Origin of the sequence: Brevundimonas sp., from assembly GCF_032017145.1 — a bacterium.
Classification (GTDB): domain Bacteria; phylum Pseudomonadota; class Alphaproteobacteria; order Caulobacterales; family Caulobacteraceae; genus Brevundimonas.
In genome coordinates this window covers 31223-52364 of sequence record NZ_DALZQC010000005.1, presented here as the reverse complement: position 1 = coordinate 52364, position 21142 = coordinate 31223, and the positions used below count along the sequence as shown (strand labels likewise).

The window sequence follows — 21142 nt, the reverse complement described above, 5'->3', positions numbered from 1 at the left end:
CGGGAGGTGTCGGGATTGATCGGCTTTCCCGTCAAGTTCCGCTCGAGGCTCGGCGCGACCTGGACCGACGGCGCGTTCGCCGCCAGCCTCCACTGGAACCATGTCGACGCCTATGAGGACCGCGCCGGCGTCCGCATCGACGCTTGGGACACCGCCGATGTCCAGGCGAGCTGGAACCCGGAGACGGGGGCTCTGGCGGGCTTGAGGATCAGCCTGACGGTCCAAAATCTTCTCGATGAGGACCCGCCGTTCTACGACGCCGCGAGCGGGTTCGGCTTCGATCCGGGTCAGGGCAGTCTTCTGGGAAGGGTCGTCGCGCTTCAGCTCGTCAAGCGCTGGTAGCCGGTCCCATGGTCCGGACCCTGTCCGCCCTGGCCGGGGCGTTCCTGACGCTCGTCTGCCTCGCAACCCCCGTATTCCCGCAGGATCGGGGCATCACGGTCGAGGACGTCGTCGGACTGGAGGCCTTCGGTCGCGCGGCCATCTCGCCCGACGGGCGCTGGGCCATCTATGAGAAGCGCGGGCGCTACGACAGCGCAACCCGGTTCGATCTGGGCCAGCGGGCGTCCTGGACGATCACCGACCTCTGGCTGGTGGATCTGCGCCGTCCGAACGCTGCGCCCGAGCGGCTTCTCCCCGGCGAGGGGCCCGGTCTTCTACGCGGGTCCTGGTCGCCGTCGGGCGCTCGCGTCCTGATTTCCCGCTTCGCCGGCGCCCGACTGGAGGTCGGCATCGTGACGATGGCCAACCGGTCCGTACGATGGACGGGGCTGACGCCGGAGATGCCCCAGATGGGGGCGGTCGCCGAATGGCGTGGCGATGACGAGGTCGTCGTCATGGCCCGTCGCGACGGCGACCTGCCCTGGCTTCTGCGCTACTATAACGCCAGCCAGACCCGGACCGCGCAGGCCTGGGCGCGAACGGCGTCGGGCCGCGAGCCCTCGAGAACGGTCGTGGACACGGTGAACCGCCTGCCGACGGCCGAGGGCGCCGGCAGCCTGCAGATCCTTGTCCTGGTCGATGCCAGGACGGGCAAGGGCCGGCCCTTGTTTGAAGGCACGGCGGTGGATTTCGCCCTCTCCCCCGATGGCGGCCGGGTCGCCGTGATCGAGGGGGTCGCTCCGCGGCCGCTGCCCACCGATGAGATGTCCCAGTCGGAGATTCCCTGGGTCCAGCGGCTTGTGCTCATCGACCCGGACCGGGCCGTGCGGATTACACCGGACGCAGAATTCGAAGTGGCCCCGCACCTGTTGCGGTGGTCGCCGCAGGGCGACTCCGTGCTCGTCTGGGGCCGGGCGAGTGGAAAGCCATGGCGCGACGGCGATCTCAGAAAGGTGACCGGGCCACGCGGCTGCGCAGGACGATCACCGTGAACAGGCGCGAGATCAGCGCCGTCAGGGCGGCGGACGGATCATCGGCCAGGGCCCGGATCAGGCCTCGCGTGGCGACGTCGGTGCGCGCCGCATGGAGGGCGTGGTTGACCCCTTCGGTCTCAGGTTCGGGCGCCTCGACCTCGGGCGAGATGTAGGCCGGCGGGGCGGCCGCACGCGGGACCGGATCGCCCCCGCCTCTCTCATCGTCGTCGGTCTCGGGCTCCTCCGGCGTGTAGCAGCGCACCTCCACGCCCGTGTCCGCCGCCGGCCACATCACCATCGTCGTCACGACGCGGCCGCCGCAGCCGGTCTGGTCGGAGGCGATCCGCGCGCGGATCATGTCCATGATGGCGAGATCGGCGATGTCCGGTCGGGCCGGGTCGGCCAAGGCCAGGCGCGCAGCCTCGACACGATCGTTGAAGACCTCGCGCTGGGCGCGATATCGCGCCATCTCCTCGGCCGGGAGGGATCCGCCATAGACATAGCCGAGCGCCTCCAGGTCCTCGGGCAGGTCCGGCTCCGGGCCAGCGGTGACGTGGACGGCGACGCCTTCCGCCTCGAACACGGCTGCGATGCCACGGGCGCGCCTCAGCCAGAGATCGGTCAGGATGTCAGGGTCGAGCAGGACGGGGACGAGTTCGCCGAAGAGATCGGTCTCGGTGCGGCCCCCGGCCTCGCCGTAGGTGGTCGGATGGACGAGGGCGCAACGGCGGTCGCGGGCGGTGACGCGAGCGTCGTCGAGCCGCTCGAGAACGCGCCAGTCCTGGAAGCCGTGACCGTCCAAGGCCGCCTCGGCGAGTTCCTCCTGCTCGGCCTTGTCCGGCAACCGCGCCAGCAGCCGCGCCTGCTTCAGGCTCATGCGGCCGCTCTTCAGGGCGACGAGCGCTGCGGACGGCAGGCCGGCGAGCGCCGCCAGACGCTTGATCTCGATCTCGGCATAGCCCAACGCCCTGGCGATCACCGCGACCGTCAGCTTCGACTTCAGCATCCGGCCGATCGCCGCGATGATGTCGGCGACATGGACGGGAACCGCAGTGTTGGTGAGAAGCACCGCCGCGGCCTGACGGGCCGGGTCGGTCTCGACGAAGACATCGACGGGATGGTCGTCGCCGATCTCGCCGGCCTCGAGGAGGAGGCCGAGCGCGAGCCGGCGCCGGCGCCCGTCGAGCGCCATCCACGGCTCTTCCTTCCTGCCGCGACCCGGGCGGACGGTCAGGGGCTGAAGCTGGCCGGCGGCCCGCATCGTCGCGGCGAGCGTGGGGATGTCGTCGTCAGGCGGCTCGTCGTGACGAAGGTTTTCCCGGGCGATGCCCAGATCGCCGAGACGGACTGTGCGTCGGTCGCGCTCGACGACAACGACAGGGGTGATAACGGGAGCGAGGTCGGTCATGGGATCATCTCCGCAGGGCGACGGGGCCCATCCCCGCCGCTCCGGCGCCCCCGAGCGCCCTCGCTCCTCCTTTCGCGACGCCGCGGGCGATCGCGTTCCAGTCCTCAAACGGCGGGTTGGGGCACCAGACCCGAACCTGGATTCCCAGCGTCCTGAGGCGATGGCTAAGGCGGGCGGCGGCGTCCTCGCCGACCATGCCCCGGTCTGCGGCGACCAGCACGCGACGGACGTCCGGGGGCGGGGTCCAGGCCGCGAGATTGTTCGCCGACATCAGGGCCCAGCCGGGAAGGCGGAAGCGGTCGATGGCGGACAGGGTGGTGACCACCCCTTCGCCGACCAGCATCTCCTCGGCCGCCGGCGACAGGCGAACCGCCGCGCTAGGCGGCACGACCCCCACCGTCTTGCGCGGCACGGCGAGGCCGACGACGCCCAGGCCGTTCGGCTCGAGATAGGTCACCTCGACGGCCGTCAGGCCCCCGTCCGCCGCGACGATTCGCGCGACGAGGGCCGGTCGCGTACGCCCGCCGGGCCGGTAGATGGAGACGGGGACGGCGGGATGGAAGCGCAGGTCGAGCGCCCCATCGCCGCCGTGGACGGCGCGGCGTCGCAGGTAGAGGGACGCGGGATCGGAGGGGCTTAACGGTCGAGCGTCATGCCACAGACGAGAGGCGGTCTCGATGCGCCGCCGGCGGTCCGGCGCCGGGGCCGACACCGGGGCGCGCCCCGCCCCCGTGAGACGCCCGGTATCGTCGATGAAACCCGAACTACGCAGGTGGTCGCGGATGGCCCTCCAGTCCGCCGCGCCGAACCCGTGGATGATGACCCGACCCTGGGAAAGGAGGAGCGAGACCGATCGATCGGCCTGGCTGTGGCCCGGCGCGGGCACATTGGCGCGCAGCCCGCTCTGGTAGAGGTCGCCGCCCAGGGCGGCGACGATGGGGTGAAGGGTCATGACGGCCTCAGAACAGGCCGAGTTGCTTGAAGCTCGCCGTCCCCTGACGCCCCAGGACCAGATGGTCGTGGACCTGGATGCCGAACAGTTTCGCAGCGTCGATGATCTGGCGGGTGACGACGATGTCCGCCTGGGACGGGGTCGGATCGCCGGAAGGGTGGTTGTGCACCACCCTAATGGCCGCTGTAACCAATTGATATTGCTCGTAAAAAGCGCCCCGTGGATGCAAGTGGAGCCGCTTATTGGGGGCGGTCCAAGGTGACCGATCGTGATCATCACGCCTGATCACCCGCAGGCTCGCTGAGTCGCTCAGAGGCACTGCAAGGCACTCTATTCCTTTTGTCCAAATCCTCAAGCTCCTCCACCGGGTAGAGGACGGCCTTTCCGATCTTGATGAACGAGGGGCCAATACGCTTCGTTCGCCAGTTTCGTAGGGTGCCAAGCGACACACCGCCGCGATAGCGGTCCACCACTTCCTCCGGCGTCAGAAACCTGCTGTCTGTCATATTCGCCTCCTGCGGCTCGTTGTGCGCGAGGCGGTTCTGATCGAAACGTTCCGCACTCCGGAGCACTCTCGGGATCGTTCAAGCGCGATGTCTCACGCTACTGCCCGCAAGAGGTTGCATTGAGTTTGTAGCGAGAAAAGCCCCCACGCTCGGGCGTCGATAGCCGAACCGCCGACGCTCCTGGGCCAGGGCCTTCAGCCGATCGCGCAGGGTGCCGTCGTCCGGTCGCGTCGCCTGATAGCGCACGCTCGTCCGGTCCACGCCCAGCACCCGGCAGGCCCGCCGTTCGCTCATCCCGTAAGCCGACTGCAGGTGCGCCGCCGCCGCTCGATGCGCAGCGGGCGTCACCACTTTTTTCCCAGCAGATCCTTCAGCGCGACGTTGTCCAGCATCGAGTCCGCCAGCATCCGCTTCAGCTTGGCGTTCTCCTCTTCCAGCGCCTTCAGCCGCCGGGCCTCCGACACGTCCATGCCGCCATACTTGGCCTTCCATTTGTAGAAGGTCGGCGAGCTCAGCCCGTGCTTCCTGCACAGGTCCGCCACCGGAACACCGGCCTCCTGCTCGCGCAGGATCCCGATGATCTGCTCTTCCGTAAACCGTGATCGCTTCATTCTGTCCGTCCTTTCGAGGGGCGGACTCTAGCTATTCGTGGAGGAGTTTCAGGGGGTCACGTCACGTATCATGAACGAAGCCTCGCACGGCGTGGACGTCGACCCTGACGCGGCCAAGCGAGCGGTGGAGGTTGGAACAGTCTTTCTCACCGAACTGAGAGCCATGGACACCCATAACTGAGGCATCAGGTTCGGCAGGCATTGAGTGACTTCAAAAGTTTCATGGAGAGCGACGCCGGCGCATCCGCACGATACCAATCACGGCTCGGGCGACGCATCCACATAAATCGAGCCGCAGTCAAAGAAGATGTCCCCCCGCGGATCGCACCGCCTTTCAAGCCGCTGTCGCCGAACAGCTTGGTTCCATTAAGCGTAGCACCTTTAGCGGTCAGGACCATGCGTGTGGCTATGGTGGGAATGATCGCCATGGGCGGCAGCACCCTCATGGTGATGTGCGGCATGCGCTGCCAGTGCCGCATAATGCACGGGGTCGGCGTCGAACTTCGCCTTGCAGCCGGCCGAGCAGAAGACGTAGCGCTCGCCTTCATACTCAGCCTTGTGAGCGGTCCTGGCGGGATCGACCACCATGCCGCAGACCGGATCATGGTCGACGTGACCGGACGGCGTTTCGCCGTCCGGCTCATGATGGTGATGATGGCCGTGCGCCCCAGTCACCTCGGCGGCGCGTTCGCTCTTCTGATCGTCGTCGGCCATTCATCACCTTTCACACGCCGCGCGTGCCTTCCGGTCTCTGTTCACTCCTCGATCAGATGGAACTCTTCGAGCAGCTTGGCGATCTCGGTGCCTTCGAGCTTCTTCATCAGCAGCTTGCGCAGGAAGGCCGGTCCGGGAAGGTCGATGCCCTTGCCGTCCCGCAGCGGACCGATCGCTGCCAGCAGCGTACGGATATCGTAGGTCGAGTTGAAGACTTCCGGCACGCCGCGCTCGACATTCATCAGGGTGTAGACGGCCTCCATCGGGGTCCTCACCGAATATTCCGTGGTGAAGATGCAGTCCCGCTGTTTCGATTCCGCGAACTGTCCGATGAAGGCGAAATTGACCGCGCCCTCCGGCACCACGTCCGGCCGGTCACCCGCCTGGCGCGGCATGAAGAAGGCGGTGATATAGGGCATCATCGTGGGCACGGTGCTGGCGCCGGAGGCTGCGAGCTCCGGAATGTCCTCGACCGGTACACCGAGATGGTAGAGCCACTCCTGGGTGATTTCCTCGCCGGTGCATTCCTGCATTGGCTTCTTCACATAGTCGCCGGGCTTGTCGACAAAGAGCGCGTAGAACCAGGCGATCATCTGGTCCTTGGGCTGCTTCTTGAAATGCGGCTGGCGATGAACCGTCCAGCTCAGCAGCCACGCCGAGTCCTTCACCGTGACGATACCCGCCGAGACGATCTTGCCGGTGAAGGGGTTGCGCTTGGTGATCTTCTCGACATAGGCCGGAATACGGGCATCGAGGGCGGTAATCGATGCCGAGGCCCATTTCGTTTCCGGGATATGGGCCCCGAATACGTCCGGGCGGCCGAAGGCCGGATCCTTCGCCGCGATCCGCCGCCACAGGTCCCAGGCCGGCGCCGGTCCTTCGTTGAGCTTCGCCGGCGTCTTGTGATCGCCATTGTCGGAATTCTCGGTCAATGAGCCGATGGTTATGAAGACGAGATCGTCTGGCGCGAGATCGACGCCGCCTTCGACGCCGCGCTCTTTCCAGTGAATGCGGGTCGCTTGCTTGCGGCCGGGCTGGATGTCGAAATCGACGTCGGTGACCTCGACGCCGTAGCGGAACGTGACGCCGTGATCGGTCAGCCACTTCACCAGCGGCAGGACCATGGATTCATACTGATTGTAGCGATTGAACTTGAGCGAGGAGAAGTCGGCGAGACTGCCGATATGATGGATGAAGCGGTGCAGGTAGAGCTTCATTTCCAGCGCCGAATGCCATTCCTCGAAGGCGAACATGGTGCGCCAATAGAGCCAGAAATTGCTCTTCAGGAAATCTTCGCCGAAGACCTCGTTGATGCGCTTGTTCTCCATCTCCTCGCGTGTCGCCAGGAAAACGGAGAGCAGGTCCTTCTGGGCCTTGTCGTTCAACGTCAGCAGCGCCTTGTCGGGCACGTCCTGGCCCTGGTTCTGCGTCGTACGCTGGAGCGAAAAGTTGGGGTCGTCCTTGTTGAGCCGGTAGAATTCGTCGAGGACGCTGGCATCCTCGATCTCCAGCGAGGGGATCGAGCGATAGAGGTCCCACAGGCACTCGAAATGCTCCTCCATCTCGCGGCCGCCGCGAATGACGAAGCCCTTCTCCGGCACATCAAGACCATCGAGCGCGCCGCCGGGGATTCCCAGCTCTTCCAATATGGTGATGCGATCGCCCGAAACGCCGCCGTCGCGGATCAGGAAGGCGGCGCCGGCGAGCCCCGCCAGCCCCGAGCCGACGAACCAGGCCGTCTTCTTGTCGGCCCCCTCGGGCTTGCGGGGACGCACGAAGGCTTCATAGTTTCCACTGCTATAGTGCATGGCGAACTCCTGTTCTTCTTGTTGGGATCAGTCTGCGGAGGGTTTGTAGCTGTAGAAGCCTTCGCCCGAGGCGATGCCGAGCCTGCCCTTGTCGATGTAGTTTTCCTTCAGCCATGCCGCGAGCGACTGGGCGTGCTCATCGCCATGCGACAGAATGTTGTAGGGGGTGTTCAAGCCGATGATGTCGTAGATCTGGAACGGCCCCATCGGCGCGCCGGTGGCGATCCGCCAGACCTTGTCGACATCTTCCGGCTCGGCATAGCCGCCGGCGGCGAGATCGGCCGCCGCGTTCAGGAACGGCACCAGCAGGGAATTGAGGACATAGCCTGCCTTTTCCTTGCGCACCGGGATCGGCACCATGCCGATGGCCGAGGCGAAGGCGATCAGGGCATCGAACACGGCCGGATCGGTGTCGTCGGTGCCCATCACCTCGGCGGTGTTGAACTTCCAGATGCTGTTGGCGAAGTGCAACGCCAGAAACCGGTCCGGGCGGCCGGTGAAGGCCTTGAGGTCGCTCGGCAACAGGGTCGAGCTATTGGTAGCGAAGATCGCCCTTTCCGGCGCAAGCCCCGCGAGCTTCTCGTAGAGCGCCTGCTTGATCGAGAGAAGCTCCGGAACCGCTTCGATCACGAGGTCCGCGTCCGCGACGGCCGAACCGAGATCGGCGGACAGGGTGATGCGCTGCAGGGACTCGGCGGCCTTGCCGTCGGCCGCACCGGCCACCTCCTTGCCATAGGTCTCGACGAGCATGGCAAAACGCTGCCTTGCCTGTTCAAGCGCCTCCTCGCTGGTGTCGTAGGCGGTAACGTCGAAGCCGCTATAGGCGGTCTGGAAGGCTATCTGGCTCCCGAGGACGCCCGTGCCGAGAACCGCCACTTTCCTGATATCGCTCATTCAATCTCCTTCTGCGCGGTATCGTCACCAAGAAACGGAGCCGCCACCTCCACCGGGACGCGGGCCAGCTTGCCGGTTTCCCGATCGACAAGGGCCCACTGGGTCAGCGAGGCGACGAGCGTCCGCCCGTCTTCATCATGGAATTCGACGCATCGTGCATAGCGCGCACCGCGCGGCACTCCGACGACCCAGGTGATCGCGCTGACCGCGTCTCCCGCCCGGACATTGCCGCGATAGTCGACCTCATGGCGCAGCACGACCGCGACGAACCGGTCGCGATCTTGCGGACGCGCGGCCGTCAGCCAGTGCGCCACCGACGCATCCTGGATCCAGGTCACCCAGACAGCATTGTTGACATGGCCGAGTTCGTCGATGTCGGCGTCCTGGGCGCGGAAGCGGATATGGAAGCGCCGATGCTCATCCACCTCGCCGACGAGCGGGTGTCCGTGCTCATCGCAGCCGATGCGTCGACGATCTGACACGATCCCGCTCACGAATACGCCTGCTCCTCATGCGACGAACCCAGTCCAGCCATGGCGCGGAAGAAGCCGACGAGCATCTCGTCGCGCGGCATGGCGCCTTCGACATCGCCCTGGACCGCCAGTCCCATCCAGAGCGCGTATAGACCGATGCCCGTCTGCATCGGCGGCAAGGCCGGACGCAGTGCGAAGCGTTGCGTTAGATCGGCAACGAGTTCACCGAACATCCGATAGCAGGCCGCCTTGCCCTCCCGGTGCCGCTCGGCGAAAGCCGGATCGCGCCGCGCGTGAAGCTGCAATTCGATCGAGAGGAGCGACCATTGCGCTTCACCGGCCAGCTTCGCGAGCCGGGCGGCCAGCACCTGGAGCGTTGCCTCGATATCATCGCCGGAGCAGTGCGCGACCAGGTCGCGAAGCAGTGTGACCTCATCCTGGATATGGCTCTGCAGGATCTCGACCAGCAGATCGTCCTTGCTGGCGAAGTTCGAGTAGAAGGCACCCTGCGAATGGCCGGCCGCGCTGCAGATGTTGCGGATCGACATGGCGGCGACCCCCTCCTCGATGATCGAGGTATGTGCGGCGGCGATCAGCCGGTCCCGCGTCTGGCGCTGCGTGTCCTTGCGCGTAAGCGGCATGGGTTCGTTCTCCAACCAACGGGCGAGACGTGCGAAACCTTTTCGGCGGTTCCGCGTTCTCAGTAAAACCAGATATCAAGTGATCTCCGAAATCAACGGCGATTTCGACCCGAAATCGTCCGCAGTATCGAAATTAAAACGCGAAGGAGTGCCCTTGGCTGAAACCTACATTGGCTATTCCCCGGACGTGGAGGTTCTCGGCGAAGACGAGGAGCGGCTGACCGCCGAAATCCTCGAGATCATGGCGAGCACTAACCGTAAGGCCTTCGAACGCCACCGCCATGCGGTGCGCGACGCCCATGCCAAGAGCCACGGGTTCCTGAAGGGTGAGTTGGTCATCCCGGAACTGCCGGAGCATCTGCGCCAGGGGCTTTTCGCTCGTCCCGCCACCTATTCCGTGGTGATCCGCCTCTCATCAGCGCCCGGAGATATTCACTCCGATACGATACCGGCTCCGCGCGGCATGGCGATCAAGGTCATTGGCGTGGCGGGGGAGCGGCTTCTCCCCGAAGACCAGGGCCGCAACCAGGATTTCCTGCTGGTCAATATCCCGACCCTGAGCTTCGGCACGATCGGTAAATATCGCCAGCTCATCGGCCTTCTGGAAAAGAATGCCCAGAACCCGGCCGTTCTCCAGCGCGCCATGGCCGGGGTGGCGCGGGGAGTGGAAGCCGCGGTCGAAGCGGTCGGCGTCGAGCCCGGCGCCACGCTGCGCGGTCTCGCGCGCGACAATGACCATCTGCTTGGCGAGACCTATCACTCGATGGCGGCGATCCGCTTCGGCGACTACATCGCCAAGATCAGCGCCGCACCGCTCTCCGACAATGTCCGGGCACTCGCCGGCAAGGATGTCGGCGCGGTGGAGGACGCCACCATGCGCGATCTGGTGGTCGAGCATTTCCGCGATCAGAGCGCGGAGTATCAACTGCGCGCCCAGCTCTGTACCGATCTCGAAAGGATGCCGGTCGAGGATGCGGCGGTGCTCTGGCCGGAAGATCTCTCGCCGCACCAGCCGATCGCCACGCTGCGCATTCCCCCTCAGGACGCCTATTCGCCAGCGCGGCGGGTCTATGGCGATGACGTGCTGTCCTTCAACCCCTGGCACGGCATCCGCGATCATCAGCCGCTCGGCTCGATCATGCGGGTGCGCATCGCCGCTTATGAACGTTCCGCCCGCTACCGCCACGAAATGAACGCGCAGCCGCGCGTCGAGCCGACGAACATCGACGCCATTCCGGACTGACGATCCGATCGTCAACCAAACTTACGAAAGGAGGCCAGCCATGGCCGAGACCGAAGAAACCCCTCAGATCGACGAAACCCGCCTTCAGGCCATCCGCCGCCGGATCGAGGAAGTGGCCGGCGACGCGCCGCAGCTCGCCAAGCTCGCCCTCGAGCAGATGGTGACGAAGCATAATCCAGACCTCAAGGGCACCGCCGGCTCCGCCGGCCGTGTCGGCGCTCAGTCCGGCAATGTCTCGGAGCTTACCGCCATCGCCAACCTCAAGCCAGGCGGCGCGGACCGGCTGAAACGCATCTTCGGGCTGGTGAACGGCAATTTCGACGGAGCACAGAAGGTCGGCACACTGCACAATATGCGCTTCGTCTTCTTCGACAACGACACGCGCATCCTGTTCGCCACCGCCTATGATGGCGACTGGGACACCTATATCAACGACTTCGCCACCAAGATCCCCGACCTGATGGACCTGCTCTTCGCCTCGGTCGAGGGCTGGCCGGGCATTGCGAGCCCCAAGGTCAAGGACTTCATCGCCGAGCATCAGATCACCGCCGCCGGCTGGTTCGTCGCCAACCCGCAGGTGACCGTCGTCGATGTGCGCCGGCTCCAGCGCATGGAGCATGCCGTCAACGAATTTCTCGACAAGGTGGGCTGAGCAATGGCGATCCTTCAGAAACTGAAAGAGCGCTTCCGGCGCGACAGCGTCACGCTCGACCTGCACGACATCCAGGCGCTGATTCTGCGAAGCCGGCCGGAGCCCTATGTCGGCATCCACGCCATGCTCCATTTCGACGAGGCCGAGGGCGCGCGCGACCTCCTCGGCCGGCTCGCGCCGCATGTCGCCTCGGCCGACAACTGGAGCGACGATCTCGATTTCTGGATCGGGGCCGCACTCAGCTTCGAGGGGCTGAAGGCGCTCGGCCTGCCGGAAGCACAACTCAAGACCTTCCCGCTCCCCTTCCAGCAGGGCATGCCCGCACGCGCGGAGCAGCTTCGCGACTTCGGGCCCAACGCGCCTGAAAAGTGGGAAGAGGTCTTCAAGCCGGGCAACTGCCATCTCGCGCTGACCATCTATGCCGTGAATGATGCGGCGCTCGACAAAGCGCTGGCGACAGCGCGCGCCGAACTCGACCGGAGCAGCGGCGTGACCCTGCTCGGCGAGCATCGCTTCGGTGCGCCGGATGGCGCGAAAAACCCGTTCGGCTTCCGGGATTCGATCTCCCAGCCCGCAGTGGAGGGCAGCGGCGTTGATCCGCTGCCAGGCGAGGAGCGGCCGATCAAGGCCGGCGAATTCATCCTCGGCTATGAGAGCGAGAACGGCCAGCCTCTCGGCATGCCGGAGCCCGCCGCGCTCGGCAAGAACGGCACCTTCGTCGTTATGCGCAAGTACAACAGCCGGGTCGGCTGCTTCAACGCCTTCCTCAAGGCGCATGGCGAGACGCCGGAGGAACGCGAGCTATTAGCCGCCAAGATGTTCGGGCGCTGGCGCTCCGGCGCGCCCTTGACGCTGTCGCCCGACCATGACGATCCCGACCTCGGCGCCGATCCGCAGCGCAACAATGACTTCACGTTCAAGGAAGACCCCAAAGGCCGCGTTGTGCCGCTCGGCTGCCATATGCGTCGACTCAATCCCCGCGATTCCGAGCTGACGCTGCTTACCGACGTCAACATCCACCGGATCATCCGCCGCTCCTCGACCTTCGGACCGGTCTATTCCGAGGATGTCGCGCCGGAAGACGATGCCGAAGGCGATCGCGGCCTGTTCTTCATCTTCATCAGCGCGCGTGCCTATGACACGATCGAGTTCATGCAGCAGGAGTGGATCAACCGAGGCAATTTCGTCGACCTTGGCGAAGAGCGCGATCCGATCGTTGGCCTGCATGAGGATGACGGCCGGTTCACGATCCCGCAGGCGTCGGCGCGCAAGCGCATCGACGGTGTGCAGACTTTCAATGTCATGAAGGGCGGCGAATATCTGTTCATGCCAAGCCTGTCCGCGCTCAAATGGCTGGCGGCCGGGAGCTGGGGTTAGGAACCCGCCGGTCAGTCGTTGGCCTTTGTGAAGATGAACGTGCAATTCATCAGGATCGCTGCGCTCGGCCTCACCATGATCTTTGCCAGTCGCGTCTGGCCCGATCGGTAATCCTGACGTCTGCAAAAACTGCCTCTAACGCATGATCGGCGAGGACGCTTCGGTCATCCGGACCGCTTGAGCGCAGGCCTTTCGGATCCCGGGTGGCTTTTGCTCTTCATAAGAGCTTGTCCTTCAGCAGCGTCTCAAGCCAATCGGCAAATACCTGCAGCCGGTGTGAAAGGTGCTGGCGGTGGGGATAGAGTAACGTCATAGGCATCAGCTCGGCTCGATGGCCGGGCATCACCTCGACCAATTCTCCCGCCTCAAGATGCTGTTTCACGTCATAGGCTGGGATCTGGATCATGCCGAGGCCTGCGAGGCAACAGGCGATGTAAAGCCCGTTGCTCGTGGCGGTCTCGACCTCGCGGTCGGTCATCCGCGTATGATGCCAGGCCCGGATCGTTCGGGTCTGCGTGACTGCCATCAAGTCCTCGGCGAAGCGATAATAGGCGCTGGCATGAGGGTTGGACGGTATCGGACCCCTATGGTCCGAGGCTTCACGCTCCAGGTAGTTTGTCCGATCTGTCGCGAAATAGTCGATGAGGAGCTGCTGCTGATCGCGCAACTCGCCCATCAAGGCTGCGTCGAAGGTGTCGAGGTTCCAGACGTCGATCAGCGTCGTCATTGCTCGGCCGACGCTTCCGCCAATGGCTCGGGCGCGAGAATGTCGGTCGACTCCCATGCCTCTCCCTGGGGCGTGGTGACAAACTCGCGATCCCAGACGCCCCAGTTCGTCGGAAGCGGGACCTGTGCGAGGGGATTGTGGACGTAGGTGAGTGGTCTGCCTTGGCGCGAAAGGTTGCCGAGCCCGACGCGCGACCAGAGAACGCCGGAGATGTCGGCGAACCGTTCGTCAAGAAATGCGGTCCGCGGTATGGGCTCGCGTTCGCGGTCGATGAAGGGCGCTGAATGGAATCCTTCCTCGACAACATTACCGGTCTCTCGATCGATCGTGATGAAGGCATCGCCGATCGGGAACAGCGAGGTCATGATGAGCGGCAGGGGCCTTTCGGCGACATACACACCGAAGCGGCTTGCGCTGATGGCGATGATCCGCACGTCGTCAGGGCCGATAACGCCCTGAGCAAGGTAGCGTGCGATCTGCTGCGCCTTCGTCCAGAACGCGCTCGTCGTGCGCAATTGCGCCTGTCGGATCGGCGCGGCGGAAAGACCACCACCTTCATTCATTGGGACAGGTCGCACAATCTGATCGGGACCGGGGTCGCCCTCGTCGGGCGTGATCGCTTCGATCCAGATGCGCCGTCCCTCTTCGACGACGCACAGATCCGGCTGACCGCCGGCGCGCTGACGCTCAACGACAGGCAGCAGCGCTCGGCCCGCTTCGAGCAGCGTGCAGCCAAGATACATTTCCCAGAACCGGCCATCGACGTCGCGCGCGAAGCCTTGGCGGAAGTCCGGATCAGCATAAGGCTCATAGGTCGCCCACAGCGATTCGATCAGCTCGTGAAGCTGCTGCTCGTGGCGGGATTCCGCCGCCCTGAGGTTCACGAAGCCGCGGTCGAGATTCTCTCCATTGACATCAAACAAGTGCGTCATCGGAGCTTCTACCGCAAGCCAACGACCTTGCGCCGAGCGACGGTGGGCTTGCCGGCTGGCGCGGCGACATCACCGAGATGGTGGATCGTGAATGCCGGACGAGCCGGCAGCTTCACGGTTAGTTCCAGCTTTCCGCCTATCGCCTCGACATAACTGCGAAGCGTCGAGAGATACATGTCCGCCTGCTTCTCAATCTTCGAGACCGAGGGCTGCTTGATGTTCAGCGCCGTCGCGATGTCGGCCTGAGCTTTGCCGGCGATCTGCCGCAGCTCGCGGAGGCCCTCGACCTCCTGCTTCATCTCTTCGTAGCGCGCCTCGATCTGCTCCTGCTGGTCGCGGGGTAGGGAAGCGATGATTTCGTCCAGGCTCCGGCCCATCGGATCAGTCCTTCTTTGCGGATTTCAGGTTTTCCAGATGTGCGGAAAACCGGCTGTCCGCCTTTGCAATAAGCTGCTTATAGAAGCGCTTCTGGCTGCCGCCCGATTTGTCGCCCGCGACGAGAAGGATGGCCTTCCGTTCGGGATCAAAGGCGAAGGCAGCACGCCATTCGCCATCGGCGGCCGAGAAACGCATCTCCTTCATGTTGGCGTGTTTCGAGCCTTTGAGCGTGTCAGCATACGGCCGACTGAGCTGCGGGCCGTATTCGCCTAGCAGCTTCGCGACCGCCAGCAATTCGGTCTGGACCTCGCGCTCGAAAGCCAGAAACTCCGCCTCGAAGGCATCATGCAGTCTGACGTTCCAAGTCATATAGCCTCCAAGCTATGTGGAGTCAATGGCGAGTTGGATCGCATCAGTTGCCGCCCTCAGCTACGCCGGCCTGGCGCAGCAGGTCGCCAAGACTGGCTGCACCGATGCGGCATCGCGCGATAACGCGATCAAAGGAGCGGACATGACCGCCGCGACCGCGCTCGGAGGTGCATACGACCTCACGTTGGAGAACCAGGCGTTCGAGCACCGCCTTCGCTGTGGGACCGCCGGGAGCGTGCAGCTCCGGGGCGTTGAAATCGGCGAGGCGGATTTCAATCCACTCATTGGGATCCGCCGTTCGCCCGACACAGAGGCCGTCGCCGTCCCCCACGTATCGGACGAGTCCCGAAAACTGGACGCCGGCCCGCGACGGGAGAGGGCCTTCGCACGGATCTGCGTGGGCGGGCGCGGCGTAGCAGAACGTCGCGGTCGCGGCGGCCAACACGAAAAGCCGACCGCTCACGCTGCCTTCTTCAAGGCGCCGGTGCCTTTCTTCTTCGCCAGCATCGCGCGAACGAACTTGTCCCACTTCGCCATGCCGGCGCGCTTCTCGGGCATGTAGTTCCAGCGGTCGTAGTTCTTGGAGCTGACGTCCTGAAGCGCGTGGTTCTGGAGACGGTCGCGGATTTCCTTGGAGACACCGGCCTTGCCGGCGAGCGTCTTGAAGGTGCGACGGAGATCGCGGTTCGTCACGTAGGGGATCACACCGCGATCGCGCTGGCGCCACATGAACGAGTAAAGCGTGCCATGGCTGACCGGCTTCGACGGGTCCGTCGCTGAGGGGAAGAACCAGCCATATTCGTTCACGTTGATGGATTGGAGCAACTCGGCGGCTAGCGACGGCACGGGGACGGCATGCGGCTGAAGGTTCTTGGTCTTCGACCAGTCAATGATCCGCTCCTTGGCATCCCATTGGTCGATATGGAGGCGAGCGATTTCCTGGACCCGCTGGCCGGTCAGCATGAGAAGTCGGACGGCGCGGGTGTAGGGCGGGTGGATGGGCGTGTCGGGGCTTTCCAGCCAGCGATAGAGCCGGACGAACTCGTCCTCGTCGAGCCAGCGCGTGCCCTGGACCTTAGGTTCGGTCGGAATGTCCGTGGCCGGATTGAAGGGAATTCGAAAGCGGCGCGGCGAAGTGTTCCGATAGTCGTTGTCGGACTTCATGCCCCAGCCATAGGCCGCGTGGAGATAGCCACGGACATGGTCGGCCATCGCGCGCGCGCCTCGGTCGTAGATTGGTCGGATGACTTCGACGATCTCTTCGGGATCGATCTCGCGGGCGAGACGATTGCGGCCAAGCGTGTCGGCGATCTTGTTCAGGCCCTTCTCCGTCTCCTTCCATGACGGCTTGCCTGCGGCTTTGAGCGACGCGACATAGCCTTCGAAAAGGTCGGCGACGGTGCCGGGACGGGTGTCCGTCGCGATCCTGATGCTTCGGCCCTTCTGGATAACGTCGGCATAGTCGCGCTTGTAGATTTCGCGCGCCTCGGCGAGGGACATGGAAGGGTAGGCGCCGATCTTCTTCTTGGAGCGCTTGCCGTCACGCCATTGCTGCGCCATCCAGTCGGCGGTCACGCGTTTGGGCATCGGCTTCAGGACGAGGACGAGCCGCCCGGTCCCGCGCCCTTCGCCATCGGCGAGGTTTTCTTGTTTCTGGCTCGCTTCGACACGCTTCAACGCATGTCGGATCGCGGTATCGGTCAGGCTTGGCATCACGTTTCTCCTGTCCCGCAACTGGGATCGGTCAAGGAGAAAGGGGATCGCTTGCTGGGAGCGGAATGCCGTTTCCTACCCCTTAAACCGCCCCCAATTTGACAAAACCGCCCCCACTACGCAAGGCTAAAAATTCGCGAATTTCCTAGTGATTCAGCATGCTTGTGCGTGATCCAACGTGATCGATTTGAGCGAGTGGGGTGGTTGTGCACCAGGATCAGGGACGAGGCGGACAGTTCGAGCGCCCGCCGGATGATTTCCCGCGGATAGACGGGCGCGTGGTCCACCGTGCCGTCGGCGACCAGTTCGTCGCGCAAGAGGTGATTGCGGCGGTCGAGAAAGAGGGTTCGGAACTGTTCCCGGGGCAGATGGGCCAGGGTCGTCCGGGCATAGGCTGTGAGCGCGTTCCAGGATGACAGGACCGGGCGGGCGCACGCCGTGGTCCGCGACAGCCGCACGCTCAGTTCGCGCAACAGCTTGAGATCCAGAATGGCCGCCGGACCCATCCCGGGCAGCCGGCCGAGTTCGGCGACCTCGGCGGCGGCGATATCGCCGAGCGACCCGAACCGATCGACGAGGGCCTCAGCGGTGGCGCCGACCATAGGCGCCGACAGGCATCGCCCAAGCAGCAGGCCGAGCAGGGCCAGGTCGTCCAGACTTGAGAGAGTTGACGGCTCGGCAGCGAAGGAGGGTGTAGCCGCAAGGGCCGGATATGCCGGCGCGCGGTCGGGAAGCGATCTCATGGCGACCTCCTGGTCTGCGCTCCCTGATCGGAGCGCCCGCCGCCGCCCTCGCTTTCCCTTTCGATCGACGGCGTCTTGGCGAAGCGGCGGACACGCTTCACCCTGTGCCCATGAAATGGCTCCTCGTTGTCGCCGGCCTCCTCCTCACCCCCGCCGCTGCCCGCGCCGACCCGTGCGAGGGCCGCCTGCCTGACCGGGCCGGCGAAACCTTCTCCGGGGTGGTCCGCTATGTCGGGGACGGCGACGGCCTGTGCCTTGGCTCCACGGCGGACCCGGCGACCTGGATCGAGGTGCGGCTGTCGGACTTTGACGCCCCGGAACTCAACAGCCCGGCCGGTCGCGGCGCCCGGGATCGTCTGGCCAGTCTGGTGCGGGGGCGCAGGCTAACCTGCGTCGCGGTCAGGGGCAGAAGCGGCCGGGTCGTCGTCTACCTTCGCGTCGTCGCCGCCTGTCGCCTGAACGGGCGAGGGATTGGCGACCTGCTGCGGGAAGCCGGCGGCCGCGAAGGCGGCAACTAGGACCGACGGCGCGTTCGCTCGGCCTAGGCGCGATCCTCCAGGATCGAGTCCGACCGGCCCCCTATAGCTGACAACCGGGCGGGTGACCGGCCTTTCCGACGTCACGAAAACCATTGCAACTCCAGCCAAGCGACTATCATCGCAGGGCTAGATCGCGGCGCCCGAGCCACTCCTCAACATCGTCTGAAGCGTCGATTCTACCTTGCCGACTGGCGCTCAAGGCGCTCAGCCATAACTCAGGTTCGACGCTGGCCGGTCGGCCCGGGCGACCGACTGTACAGCGCCAAGTTCACCACGAGCTGCCTGTGTATCGCCGCTCCGTCGAGCAGGAAGTTCTGCTCGTAGAACCGACCGTCCCGGATTTTGTGAAAACATGTTCGGCGCATTTCACGGTCGCGCCGTTGGGTTCGGCCCCCAACCACGTGGAGATGGGAACACCCGTGTGAAGAATATTGCCGCAATCCGATCGTCGTCCATGGCGACATCCTGCAGGTGAAGGTCCTGATGACGGCCTGCATGCGCGCCCACCTCTCTTCTCGCCGACCGGCGGGAAGAGAGACCAAGGCGTCGCGCCCGCGCCCTCGGAAGGGCGCGGGAGCGGTAGAACTCTTAGACGTGGGCGTTCTTTTCGGGGTTGAACCCGTCCCAACTCTCGAACACGTCCATGAAGCCCGGGACCGTATCCTTGCGGGACCAGTCGCGCTGGAGCTCGCACCACAGCTGAGTTTTGCTGATGAGCTTGCCGCCGGCCTGCTCGACGCGGCGCAGCCCGAGCTCATGCGCCGCCACGGAGGTGCCGCCGATCGCGTCGGCCACGACGTAGACGTCGAACCCTTCGCGCAGTGCGTCGAGTGCGGGGAAGGCAAGGCAGACCTCGGTCCACAGCGCGGTCATGATCAGCTTCTTGCGGCCCGTGGCGAGGACGGCTTGCTTGAATTCCACATCTTCCCACGCATTCACCGTCGTGCGGTCGATGACCGGCGTGTCAGGCAGCAGGTCCATGAGGGGTTGAATCGGCGCTTTGTTGAGGCCCGTCGCCACGTTCACCGACGAGTGGATGACCGGGACGTTGTAATTCACGACCGCCTTGACGGTGTGGACGATGTTGAAGAGCAGTTCCTCCTGGCCGATGGACCGGATCGAGCTGACCTGGATCGGCTGATAGTCGATCAGAAGAAAAGCGCAGTTTTGCGGCGTGAGGAGGTGATCGGTTTTCGGATCACGGATGGGTTCGCTAGCCATTACAGATACTCCTGGCGTTGAGATCGGGATGCGCCTGCGCGCAAGCACGCAGGCTGACGACGCCCGGCCGGGTCGGGGGATTGGGGGGAAGCCCGGCCAAGGCGACGATGGGGTCAAGGTAGCCCCCTCGCCTGTCGCCGTCCGCCTGGACCGGGAGAACTCAGTGTTCTCCAGTCCGGCGCCGCCGCTGGTCAGCCGACGGGCTAGACCTTCCCGGGGGCCCGCCCCTGGCAACCCCGTCACGAGCGGAAACCTGACACGGCGGCGCCGTGCGGACATCGCCCGAGCACCGGTCGCCAAGAAGGCTTCGGCGCGACAACACGAGACCAGAGACCGTCATGACGCTTCAGCGCCCCCGCTCCGCCCCGCCCCCCTCCTCAGCCCCGGCCGCCGCCTGGCTGGCGAAGGCGGGCGCGGTCGCCTACGTGATCTGGGGCCTGCTCCACGTTCAGGCGGCGTGGAAGGTCTACAGTCTCGGACAGCAGATGGCGGACGGCATGGAACGCGCGCGAGTTCTGCAGAACGCCTGGAACCTGCTCTGCTTCGCCCTGATAGCGATCGTAGCCGCGGTGGTCCTGAACTGGCGGAACAGTTCACGGGGCTGGTGGATCAACCTCGTGGCCGTGAGCGCCACCGATATCGGCTTCATCGCCGTCGTCCTGGCCCCGGGCTATATGCCGCTATTGGCGCTGCGATTGCTCAGGCCTTGGCCGAGCGCGGCGCGGACGTCGCCATCACCTACCAAAACTCCCCGCAGCGCGCGGACAGCGTCGTCGCTGCGATCCAGAAGGTCGGGCGCCGCGGCCTCGCCGTGAAGGCCGACAGCGCCGACACCGACGCCATCGAGAGCGCCGTAGCTGAGACGGTCAATGCGCTCGGCGGCTTGGACATCCTGGTCAATAGCGCGGCCATCGGACTAGCCGGTCCCGTCGCGGATCTGGACCTCGCTCAATTCCAGACCCTGATGGACGTGAATGTTCGCGGACCCGTCGCCTTTTCCAAGGCCGCGATCCCGCACCTCGGTCAGGGCGGGCGGATCATCTCGATCGGCTCCGCCTTGGGTGATCGGGTCCCCTTCCCTGGGGTGACGGCCTACGCCATGACGAAATCGGCTCTACTGTCCTTCACGCGCGGCCTTTCGCGGGAGCTTGGTCCGCTCGGCGTCACCGTGAACCTCGTCTCGCCAGGATCGACCGATACCGAGGCCAATCCGGCTGACGGCGAAGGCGCCGATTTTCAGCGCGGTCTGTCGTCCGTGGGACGCTATGCGGACCCGCGCGAAATCGCCGACGCCGTCGCCTTCCTGGCCAGCCCGGCGGCCAGCATGATCAACGGCACGGTTATAACGGTCGACGGCGGCGCGAACGCCTAGCCTGTCAAAGACGCCCGCATCGGCGCATTGCCGATGCGGGCGTTGACACGGGCGACGCCGTCGGTAGCGGCGCAGAGCAGCGGTTTATAACGTCGATCTGGCGTTGGAAGGCTCGCGGGTTCTGGGATCGAATCCCTACCGGTCGCTCCATGCCTCAAGGACTGAGAACGGCGCTTCACGACGTCTGCTTTGGAGCAGCAAGCAAGGCTGTGGCTTTCTGCGGCCAACCGAGCAGGCCGCGAAGCGTGATCCGATCATTCAGCAAACGGCGCGCGCTATCCGCCAAGCCGCCACCGTTAGGCTTCAGGGATCAGGGGTCCTTATTGACGCCGACCACACAGCTAACGGGATCCCTTTTCTACGCCGGTCCACACTTCAGCGCCTATCTCGCTACTTTCGAGACGGTATAACCACCTGATCGGCCAGCAGTCGGTCGAGCTTCAGGGCGACCGCGCCACCGTTCGCCAGCTACAGGATCAATCGCGCGTCGGTTGACCGCCCCATCGTTGATCCA

The 21142-nt window shown here is 64.9% G+C and carries 26 protein-coding genes and 1 pseudogene; 8 read left to right on the top strand and 19 right to left on the bottom strand.

The genetic code is table 11. The annotated features are described in order from the left end of the window. Positions 1-15 precede the first annotated feature (15 nt). The gene (locus RTU05_RS01755; protein ID WP_312595167.1) at positions 16-342 is read left to right on the top strand and encodes a TonB-dependent receptor; all 327 of its coding nucleotides are present in this window, start codon (positions 16-18) and stop codon (positions 340-342) included. Positions 343-350: 8 nt separating this feature from the next. Next, positions 351-1373: a hypothetical protein gene (locus RTU05_RS01750; RefSeq protein ID WP_312595165.1), complete on the top strand. Its 1023-nt coding sequence runs from the start codon at positions 351-353 to the stop codon at positions 1371-1373. On the opposite strand, the gene RTU05_RS01745 is transcribed toward RTU05_RS01750, so the two are convergent. The 11 genes and pseudogenes from RTU05_RS01745 to RTU05_RS01695 form a co-directional block, all read right to left on the bottom strand. After that, positions 1327-2763, bottom strand: coding sequence for a ParB N-terminal domain-containing protein (locus RTU05_RS01745; protein WP_312595163.1), 1437 nt, complete (start codon positions 2761-2763; stop codon positions 1327-1329). The genes RTU05_RS01750 and RTU05_RS01745 overlap by 47 nt on opposite strands. Positions 2764-2767: 4 nt before the next feature. Then, positions 2768-3715 (bottom strand): toprim domain-containing protein, encoded by a 948-nt coding sequence (locus RTU05_RS01740; protein WP_291537380.1) that lies wholly within the window; start codon positions 3713-3715, stop codon positions 2768-2770. Between the two features lie 7 nt (positions 3716-3722). Beyond that, a complete protein-coding gene (locus RTU05_RS01735; protein ID WP_312595161.1) occupies positions 3723-4004 on the bottom strand; it encodes a JAB domain-containing protein in 282 nt (93 codons plus the stop codon). Then, entirely contained in the window at positions 3991-4221 is a 231-nt protein-coding gene (locus RTU05_RS01730; RefSeq protein ID WP_291537382.1) for an AlpA family transcriptional regulator, read from the bottom strand. Before RTU05_RS01730 ends, RTU05_RS01735 begins: the two co-directional genes overlap by 14 nt. Before the next feature lie 153 nt (positions 4222-4374). Continuing rightward, positions 4375-4832: pseudogene (locus RTU05_RS01725) on the bottom strand (transposase); the annotation flags it as partial. A 185-nt stretch (positions 4833-5017) separates the two neighbouring features. Next, positions 5018-5230, bottom strand: a complete 213-nt coding sequence (locus RTU05_RS01720) for a hypothetical protein (RefSeq protein ID WP_312595160.1) — start codon at positions 5228-5230, stop codon at positions 5018-5020. After that, positions 5214-5546 (bottom strand): YHS domain-containing protein, encoded by a 333-nt coding sequence (locus RTU05_RS01715; protein ID WP_312571263.1) that lies wholly within the window; start codon positions 5544-5546, stop codon positions 5214-5216. The genes RTU05_RS01720 and RTU05_RS01715 overlap by 17 nt, the downstream gene beginning before the upstream one ends. Before the next feature lie 41 nt (positions 5547-5587). Then, positions 5588-7354 (bottom strand): oleate hydratase, encoded by a 1767-nt coding sequence (locus RTU05_RS01710; RefSeq protein ID WP_007407174.1) that lies wholly within the window; start codon positions 7352-7354, stop codon positions 5588-5590. Positions 7355-7381: 27 nt separating this feature from the next. Then, complete coding sequence (locus RTU05_RS01705; protein WP_007407172.1) at positions 7382-8248, bottom strand: 3-hydroxyacyl-CoA dehydrogenase; 867 nt, start codon at positions 8246-8248, stop codon at positions 7382-7384. Beyond that, the gene (locus RTU05_RS01700; protein WP_224761176.1) at positions 8245-8742 is read right to left on the bottom strand and encodes a thioesterase family protein; all 498 of its coding nucleotides are present in this window, start codon (positions 8740-8742) and stop codon (positions 8245-8247) included. Before RTU05_RS01700 ends, RTU05_RS01705 begins: the two co-directional genes overlap by 4 nt. Beyond that, a complete protein-coding gene (locus tag RTU05_RS01695; protein WP_007407173.1) occupies positions 8739-9362 on the bottom strand; it encodes a TetR/AcrR family transcriptional regulator in 624 nt (207 codons plus the stop codon). Before RTU05_RS01695 ends, RTU05_RS01700 begins: the two co-directional genes overlap by 4 nt. A 79-nt stretch (positions 9363-9441) precedes the next feature. Between RTU05_RS01695 and RTU05_RS01690 the strand changes: the two genes are divergently transcribed. The 3 genes from RTU05_RS01690 to RTU05_RS01680 are packed head-to-tail and all read left to right on the top strand — an operon-like array spanning position 9442 to position 12634. Then, positions 9442-10605, top strand: a complete 1164-nt coding sequence (locus RTU05_RS01690; protein ID WP_218015899.1) for a catalase family protein — start codon at positions 9442-9444, stop codon at positions 10603-10605. A gap of 40 nt (positions 10606-10645) precedes the next feature. Further along, positions 10646-11257, top strand: a complete 612-nt coding sequence (locus RTU05_RS01685) for a hypothetical protein (RefSeq protein WP_066624052.1) — start codon at positions 10646-10648, stop codon at positions 11255-11257. A 3-nt stretch (positions 11258-11260) separates the two neighbouring features. Continuing rightward, positions 11261-12634, top strand: a complete 1374-nt coding sequence (locus tag RTU05_RS01680) for a peroxidase (RefSeq protein WP_191554977.1) — start codon at positions 11261-11263, stop codon at positions 12632-12634. Positions 12635-12851: 217 nt separating this feature from the next. Here the strand turns inward: RTU05_RS01680 and RTU05_RS01675 are convergent, their stop codons facing one another. From RTU05_RS01675 to RTU05_RS01645, 7 genes are all read right to left on the bottom strand, one after another. Beyond that, positions 12852-13361 (bottom strand): LysR substrate-binding domain-containing protein, encoded by a 510-nt coding sequence (locus RTU05_RS01675; RefSeq protein ID WP_224761175.1) that lies wholly within the window; start codon positions 13359-13361, stop codon positions 12852-12854. Beyond that, positions 13358-14293: a hypothetical protein gene (locus RTU05_RS01670; protein ID WP_191554976.1), complete on the bottom strand. Its 936-nt coding sequence runs from the start codon at positions 14291-14293 to the stop codon at positions 13358-13360. The genes RTU05_RS01675 and RTU05_RS01670 overlap by 4 nt, the downstream gene beginning before the upstream one ends. An 8-nt stretch (positions 14294-14301) precedes the next feature. Beyond that, entirely contained in the window at positions 14302-14670 is a 369-nt protein-coding gene (locus RTU05_RS01665; protein WP_030538437.1) for an XRE family transcriptional regulator, read from the bottom strand. 4 nt (positions 14671-14674) lie between these two features. Continuing rightward, on the bottom strand, positions 14675-15040 hold the full coding sequence (locus RTU05_RS01660) for a type II toxin-antitoxin system RelE/ParE family toxin (RefSeq protein WP_191554975.1): 366 nt from the start codon (positions 15038-15040) through the stop codon (positions 14675-14677). Positions 15041-15083: 43 nt separating this feature from the next. Then, entirely contained in the window at positions 15084-15485 is a 402-nt protein-coding gene (locus tag RTU05_RS01655) for a thermonuclease family protein (RefSeq protein WP_409411583.1), read from the bottom strand. A 14-nt stretch (positions 15486-15499) separates the two neighbouring features. Next, positions 15500-16753, bottom strand: a complete 1254-nt coding sequence (locus tag RTU05_RS01650) for a site-specific integrase (RefSeq protein WP_191554974.1) — start codon at positions 16751-16753, stop codon at positions 15500-15502. Between the two features lie 116 nt (positions 16754-16869). Further along, positions 16870-17496 (bottom strand): RadC family protein, encoded by a 627-nt coding sequence (locus tag RTU05_RS01645; RefSeq protein ID WP_291537816.1) that lies wholly within the window; start codon positions 17494-17496, stop codon positions 16870-16872. A 110-nt stretch (positions 17497-17606) separates the two neighbouring features. Here RTU05_RS01645 and RTU05_RS01640 point away from each other — a divergent pair, with 110 nt between their 5' ends. After that, a complete protein-coding gene (locus RTU05_RS01640) occupies positions 17607-18014 on the top strand; it encodes a thermonuclease family protein (protein WP_191554972.1) in 408 nt (135 codons plus the stop codon). Between the two features lie 609 nt (positions 18015-18623). On the opposite strand, the gene RTU05_RS01635 is transcribed toward RTU05_RS01640, so the two are convergent. Further along, on the bottom strand, positions 18624-19256 hold the full coding sequence (locus RTU05_RS01635) for a hydrolase (RefSeq protein ID WP_191554971.1): 633 nt from the start codon (positions 19254-19256) through the stop codon (positions 18624-18626). A 338-nt stretch (positions 19257-19594) separates the two neighbouring features. Here RTU05_RS01635 and RTU05_RS01630 point away from each other — a divergent pair, with 338 nt between their 5' ends. Next, on the top strand, positions 19595-20071 hold the full coding sequence (locus RTU05_RS01630) for a hypothetical protein (RefSeq protein WP_291537832.1): 477 nt from the start codon (positions 19595-19597) through the stop codon (positions 20069-20071). Further along, the gene (locus RTU05_RS01625) at positions 19963-20628 is read left to right on the top strand and encodes an SDR family NAD(P)-dependent oxidoreductase (RefSeq protein WP_224761173.1); all 666 of its coding nucleotides are present in this window, start codon (positions 19963-19965) and stop codon (positions 20626-20628) included. Before RTU05_RS01630 ends, RTU05_RS01625 begins: the two co-directional genes overlap by 109 nt. Positions 20629-21142 lie beyond the last annotated feature (514 nt).

What these genes read in the sequence shown, in the direction of transcription:
- RTU05_RS01750 (WP_312595165.1), top strand. Translation starts at nt 351, where the DNA reads ATGGTCCGGACCCTGTCCGCCCTGGCCGGGGCGTTCCTGACGCTCGTC.
- RTU05_RS01745 (WP_312595163.1), bottom strand. Translation starts at nt 2,763, where the DNA reads ATGACCGACCTCGCTCCCGTTATCACCCCTGTCGTTGTCGTCGAGCGC.
- RTU05_RS01740 (WP_291537380.1), bottom strand. Translation starts at nt 3,715, where the DNA reads ATGACCCTTCACCCCATCGTCGCCGCCCTGGGCGGCGACCTCTACCAG.
- RTU05_RS01730 (WP_291537382.1), bottom strand. Translation starts at nt 4,221, where the DNA reads ATGACAGACAGCAGGTTTCTGACGCCGGAGGAAGTGGTGGACCGCTAT.
- RTU05_RS01720 (WP_312595160.1), bottom strand. Translation starts at nt 5,230, where the DNA reads ATGGTCCTGACCGCTAAAGGTGCTACGCTTAATGGAACCAAGCTGTTC.
- RTU05_RS01715 (WP_312571263.1), bottom strand. Translation starts at nt 5,546, where the DNA reads ATGGCCGACGACGATCAGAAGAGCGAACGCGCCGCCGAGGTGACTGGG.
- RTU05_RS01710 (WP_007407174.1), bottom strand. Translation starts at nt 7,354, where the DNA reads ATGCACTATAGCAGTGGAAACTATGAAGCCTTCGTGCGTCCCCGCAAG.
- RTU05_RS01705 (WP_007407172.1), bottom strand. Translation starts at nt 8,248, where the DNA reads ATGAGCGATATCAGGAAAGTGGCGGTTCTCGGCACGGGCGTCCTCGGG.
- RTU05_RS01695 (WP_007407173.1), bottom strand. Translation starts at nt 9,362, where the DNA reads ATGCCGCTTACGCGCAAGGACACGCAGCGCCAGACGCGGGACCGGCTG.
- RTU05_RS01685 (WP_066624052.1), top strand. Translation starts at nt 10,646, where the DNA reads ATGGCCGAGACCGAAGAAACCCCTCAGATCGACGAAACCCGCCTTCAG.
- RTU05_RS01680 (WP_191554977.1), top strand. Translation starts at nt 11,261, where the DNA reads ATGGCGATCCTTCAGAAACTGAAAGAGCGCTTCCGGCGCGACAGCGTC.
- RTU05_RS01675 (WP_224761175.1), bottom strand. Translation starts at nt 13,361, where the DNA reads ATGACGACGCTGATCGACGTCTGGAACCTCGACACCTTCGACGCAGCC.
- RTU05_RS01670 (WP_191554976.1), bottom strand. Translation starts at nt 14,293, where the DNA reads ATGACGCACTTGTTTGATGTCAATGGAGAGAATCTCGACCGCGGCTTC.
- RTU05_RS01665 (WP_030538437.1), bottom strand. Translation starts at nt 14,670, where the DNA reads ATGGGCCGGAGCCTGGACGAAATCATCGCTTCCCTACCCCGCGACCAG.
- RTU05_RS01660 (WP_191554975.1), bottom strand. Translation starts at nt 15,040, where the DNA reads ATGACTTGGAACGTCAGACTGCATGATGCCTTCGAGGCGGAGTTTCTG.
- RTU05_RS01650 (WP_191554974.1), bottom strand. Translation starts at nt 16,753, where the DNA reads ATGCCAAGCCTGACCGATACCGCGATCCGACATGCGTTGAAGCGTGTC.
- RTU05_RS01645 (WP_291537816.1), bottom strand. Translation starts at nt 17,496, where the DNA reads ATGAGATCGCTTCCCGACCGCGCGCCGGCATATCCGGCCCTTGCGGCT.
- RTU05_RS01640 (WP_191554972.1), top strand. Translation starts at nt 17,607, where the DNA reads ATGAAATGGCTCCTCGTTGTCGCCGGCCTCCTCCTCACCCCCGCCGCT.
- RTU05_RS01635 (WP_191554971.1), bottom strand. Translation starts at nt 19,256, where the DNA reads ATGGCTAGCGAACCCATCCGTGATCCGAAAACCGATCACCTCCTCACG.
- RTU05_RS01630 (WP_291537832.1), top strand. Translation starts at nt 19,595, where the DNA reads ATGACGCTTCAGCGCCCCCGCTCCGCCCCGCCCCCCTCCTCAGCCCCG.